General features: G+C 39.9%; 5 protein-coding genes, 1 tRNA gene and 1 pseudogene. 3 read left to right on the top strand and 4 right to left on the bottom strand.

What is annotated here, in order from left to right; translation table 11 throughout:
* Positions 1 to 25: 25 nt before the first annotated feature.
* Both B0186_RS11215 and B0186_RS11210 read left to right on the top strand, forming a co-directional pair.
* Positions 26 to 102, top strand: a tRNA-Val gene (locus B0186_RS11215).
* Positions 103 to 340: 238 nt separating this feature from the next.
* Positions 341 to 1,330 (top strand): tyrosine-type recombinase/integrase, encoded by a 990-nt coding sequence (locus B0186_RS11210; protein ID WP_078219536.1) that lies wholly within the window; start codon positions 341 to 343, stop codon positions 1,328 to 1,330.
* On the opposite strand, the gene B0186_RS11205 is transcribed toward B0186_RS11210, so the two are convergent.
* From B0186_RS11205 to B0186_RS11195, 4 genes are read right to left on the bottom strand one after another with little or no spacing between them, the layout of a single operon-like run.
* Positions 1,327 to 1,611 (bottom strand): hypothetical protein, encoded by a 285-nt coding sequence (locus B0186_RS11205; protein ID WP_078219534.1) that lies wholly within the window; start codon positions 1,609 to 1,611, stop codon positions 1,327 to 1,329. The genes B0186_RS11210 and B0186_RS11205 overlap by 4 nt on opposite strands.
* Positions 1,608 to 1,817 carry a hypothetical protein gene (locus tag B0186_RS11200; protein WP_078219532.1) on the bottom strand — a complete coding sequence of 70 codons (210 nt, stop codon included), beginning with the start codon at positions 1,815 to 1,817 and terminating at the stop codon, positions 1,608 to 1,610. Before B0186_RS11200 ends, B0186_RS11205 begins: the two co-directional genes overlap by 4 nt.
* On the bottom strand, positions 1,814 to 1,987 hold the full coding sequence (locus B0186_RS11750) for a hypothetical protein (RefSeq protein ID WP_158077985.1): 174 nt from the start codon (positions 1,985 to 1,987) through the stop codon (positions 1,814 to 1,816). Before B0186_RS11750 ends, B0186_RS11200 begins: the two co-directional genes overlap by 4 nt.
* Positions 1,988 to 2,004: 17 nt before the next feature.
* Entirely contained in the window at positions 2,005 to 4,341 is a 2,337-nt protein-coding gene (locus tag B0186_RS11195; protein ID WP_078219530.1) for a replication endonuclease, read from the bottom strand.
* A gap of 105 nt (positions 4,342 to 4,446) precedes the next feature.
* Here B0186_RS11195 and B0186_RS11565 point away from each other — a divergent pair.
* Positions 4,447 to 4,621, top strand: a pseudogene (locus B0186_RS11565) (IS256 family transposase); the annotation flags it as partial.

The raw sequence follows: 4,621 nt of genomic DNA, 5'->3' as shown, positions 1-4,621 counted from the left end.
GTGAGAGCTTGCGGTTTTTAAATATGCGACTATAGCTCAGTTGGTTAGAGCACCACCTTGACATGGTGGGGGTCACTGGTTCGAGTCCAGCTAGTCGCACCACCTCTATCCTTTCTCTATTCTTGCCTATATCCCCCTGATAAATAACCATATACAACCCATAATGATCTAATATGATAGTTACTTGTAAACAAAGGATTTTTTCTATACCTCAAGAATAACCATTGTAATTATATACAGTATCCTTTATGATCGCACATGATCGGCTACAACATTTGACTGTTACCAAAAATGATCCAAAATAGGAAAAGTGTACCAAGCAAAAGGAAAGGGTTATAACATGGCAACATTTACAAAAAGAAATAATTCATGGCGTGCAATTGTCCGCAAAAAAAACATCACAAAATCAAAATCATTTCGAACAAAAGCCCAAGCGGTAGCATGGGCAAATAAAATAGAATTAGAAATAGCGAACAACTTATACCGAGATGTAGCAGACATACCATTCCAACAAGTCATCGAAAGATACTTAAAAGAAGTAACTCCAAACAAACGAGGAGCCAAAAAAGAAACACAATTTCTATATCGTTTTCTAGCCTTACCAATTAGCCAAATATCACTTAAAGATCTGAGAGAAGAAGATTTCCAGTCTTGGCGAGATGAACGCCTAAAAACAGTATCATCAGCAACAGTTTTAAGAGAGTGGTCAGTCATCGGCAATATATTAAATGTGGCTATAATAGAATGGAAACTACTAAAAATAAACCCACTAAAAGCAGTCAAAAAACCAGCTGCACCAAAACCAAGAACAAGACGATATAGCCAACAAGAAATAGATGCGCTTGTTTATACATCGGGTTTTGACTGGAACGCCCCCCCAACGACAGCAACAGCAAGAGTAGGTGCAGCCATATTATTCGCCATAGAAACCGCAATGCGCGCGGGCGAGATTGTGGGGCTAACATGGGAACATATCCATTTAAACGACAAAATAGCCCACCTCCCCAAAACAAAGAATGGCTGGCCAAGAGATGTCCCCTTATCAACAACAGCAATAGAAATATTAAAACGGCTAAAACAAATATCAAATGGCGACAGCGTATTTCAATTATCTACCTCTATACTAGATGCCTTATTCAGAAAGTTAAAAAAGAGAATGATGCTAGAAGATTTACATTTTCATGACACAAGAAGGGAAGCATTGACAAGATTAGCCGAAAAAGTCGATGTAATGACATTAGCAAAAATATCTGGGCATAGAGATTTAACAATCCTACAAAACACCTACTACGCCCCAGACATGAAAAAAGTAGCGCTCTTACTGGATTAATGCTTTGCTCGCTGACGTTTACGCGCAAAAGCAATCACATCACCAGCAATCCAACGATTAGCAGAACGCCCCCCCGTGCGACATTGTAATTTTACCGCATCGGGAAAATCAGGATCAGAAATAATAGAACGCTGTGTATGTGCATAGCTCATTTGAAAATAGTCGGCAATATCTTGCGCAGTCCAGATAGCTTGACTATTTTCAACATAGCTTGCGGCTTTTAACAATTCACGCACCGCTTGCAATTCTTTTAACACCTCTTCATTTGTAATATCTGTCATAATTTTTCCTTACCTAATCCCCTAATAATTCGCTCTTGCTTTTGCATATCTGACACAGCGATACGAATTAATCGACTACTTTCTTGATTGTCATTTTCAATTAATTTATCCTTTGCTATCTCAAGTAAATCAATTGTCGCCACAATATCATCAAGTACAGCCTGCTTTATTTGATACGCAGAAGGAAGATAACCTAAAAAACTCATTCAATCTCCTCAATCTTAACAACATTATCAATCTCTCCTTTTGGTATTGGCGCAAGGCTTACCCAATCCTCCATACTCCAATCATAGATCCATACAGAACCATCATTACAAAGTGCGGTAATCTCTTCTCCGCCAGTGATTTGAATTATTTTTCGCTCGTGAACATTCATATATTTCCCCTTAACCTTTAATACCTAAACAATCCCCTCAACTTCGCTAAATAACTCGGCTCATTGTCGTCATTTAGGCGCAGTGGGGTTGAGTGTTCGGTAATAAACACATCATCATTAATCACTTTTATCGATTGTTTATCGTTCAATCTTACTATTCTGCCTTTCAATAAATGATTTATCACATGATCATTTAAAGGCTTGCTGATTGGTCTGACTGCTTCTTTTATTTTTTTGATGATTTCCTCCCTTTTTTCTAGGTTTTCAAGGTTACAGTTACTGACACAAGTCCAAGGGCGCACGCTGTGCGCATTGTTTGTGTCGCTACGCTCCAATTCTTTGTTGTGTCGATTTGGATCCCCTTTCTTAATGACCCACTTTTTAAGACGCGTTTTAATAAAATCGCCTAAACTAAATTTATTCGTCACGCCATTTATTTTTTTATGGCTTTCTTGGTATTGATTGACCTCGCTATCTTCATAGTGCAAACACAAAGGCACTTCTTTGCGCAATGCCAAAGGACCCCCGAGACGTTTCATAAATGCGGCATAGTCGCCAAGGTCAGCACAAATTCTTGCCTCCTCAACGAGTTCATCATCAGCTTGTCCATAAACAAGGCGACGTAACTCACGCCAAACGCCCACATATTTATCGCCATAAAACTGAAACTGACGAATGCCCCAAAGTCTTGCCCATGCTTGCGCTTTTTTCGCGTTATCTTTTAGATCCATGTTGGCATCTTCGTCCGAGCGTTCGCCATCTAAAGCAAAACCATTAATATTTTTTGAAATATATTTAGCGATATAACCTGTTGGCGTGCCTTTTGCTTTGTCGCAATCTTCGATTTTACAACGGTGTTCTTGTGCGCCTTGCTCATCGCCTTCAAGCTCCAAGGCTTTTTCACGGAATAATCTTGCCACTTCATCACGGTGCGATTTATGGATATAAACTAATAAATGCCAGTGCGGTGTTGCGTCATGATGCGGCTCCGCTACTCGCATGCCATAAAAAGCAATTTTGCGTTTTTTTAACAAGGCTCTAAATTGTCCCCAAACTTTATTTAAATAGGCTTGTGTTTGTTTCGGGCTTGCGCCTTGCCATTTCTTGTTTTGTGTACCGTCATTGTGCGTCGCATGAAATTTTGAAGGTGCGGTTAAGGTCAAAAATAAAGCATGATGCTCGGCGTCTTCCGCCCATTCCTCTAACCCTCTCAAACGGGTCATTAGCTCGATACGACGTTGAGCAGGATTAGCGGAGGATTTCAAATACATATCAAACAGTTCTGCTTGTTCTGTTGGATCGTCAATATTTTCAATAATCATCTGTTTTAAAAAATCATAATTTTTCTTGAGATCGGATAAATAACTGGCAAAACCACTACGAGAAATATAATTACTTCTACGCTTACAAACCTCACCACAACCAATGGCAATATGCTCAACCATTTGCTTTTGCACCTTGCGCATACGTTTTAACCAATATTTTTCACAAGCGATTTTATGAAAAACCGTATCAATATAATCTAAGCGGACTTTTTGCCCTTTCTTGTGCTTATTCCAGTGCGCAACAGGAAAACCGATGCTTTCGCACGCCTCACCACAGATTTGATAAATCTTGCGCATGTGTTCATTAAACTCATCATCAGTTAGCGCCGTTTGCCCTTTCTCCACTAAATCCAACATATAACTACGCTGAACTTCTGCGAACATGCTTGCCAACTTATAAGCAATTTCCTTGAGCTTTGTTTCGCTCAATAAATAAAAAGGCATTTTGGCGCGTTGGCGTTCTTCACGGCTATAACACTCAAAATTCTTGCGTAAGGTTAAAATCTCATATTGCTCACTTAATAAACGGCTTTCATAATCCTCAATAGCTTTTTCTTCCTCGACTAAGTCTGCGGGCGTTTCCGTTCTGGCTATATCAAACTTTAAATCCGCTAACCATTTCGGATCACGTTCATCAAAAGCCAATAACCAAGCCATGTTGCAACGATACTGTGCAAACACAAGGCGGAGTCGAGCGCCCAAGGTTTCACGTAGCCAAGTATTTGCATGTCGGCGCTGTTTATTACCAAAGGCAAAAGCAATGGAACCGTCATCCGCCACAGAACGATATTCACGCAAATACAAATTGCGAAAATGTTCTTGCAACTGCTTACGAGGTAATTTAGCTAATAATTTTTCAATAAACTCATAGCTGTCTGGAACCGTTTTAAATAGTTCCAGCTGTGCGGCTGTGCCTGTTTTTTCTTGTTGGTAGGTTACGTAGGGAGAGCGCTGAAAAAAAGGTTCTTTTGGACGCTCATGAGGACACGAGCGCCAGCGATTATTTGCAGAAACGTCAACAAATGACATAAGAACCCCAGCCTAAGAAAAGATAAAATTATTGTGGAGCCTCTCCCATAATTTGTGTAAATACCTGTTTCTGGAGATAATACATCTAGACACAAGTATTTTATTATGAACGAAAAACAACTCCACGCCTTGGCAGCGGAATTTGCCAAAACCCTAAAAACCCCAGAAGACCTTAATCAGTTTTCACGAATGCTCAAAAAAATCACGGTAGAAGCGGCGTTAAATGGTGAGCTGACAGACCACCTTGGCTATGAAAAGCATCAGCCCAGAAAAGGCAAAA

Source organism: Canicola haemoglobinophilus (assembly GCF_002015075.1).
GTDB classification, from domain to species: domain Bacteria; phylum Pseudomonadota; class Gammaproteobacteria; order Enterobacterales; family Pasteurellaceae; genus Canicola; species Canicola haemoglobinophilus.
The sequence above is the reverse complement of the archived record's forward strand: the minus strand, read 5'-3'. Positions and strand labels throughout refer to the sequence as shown.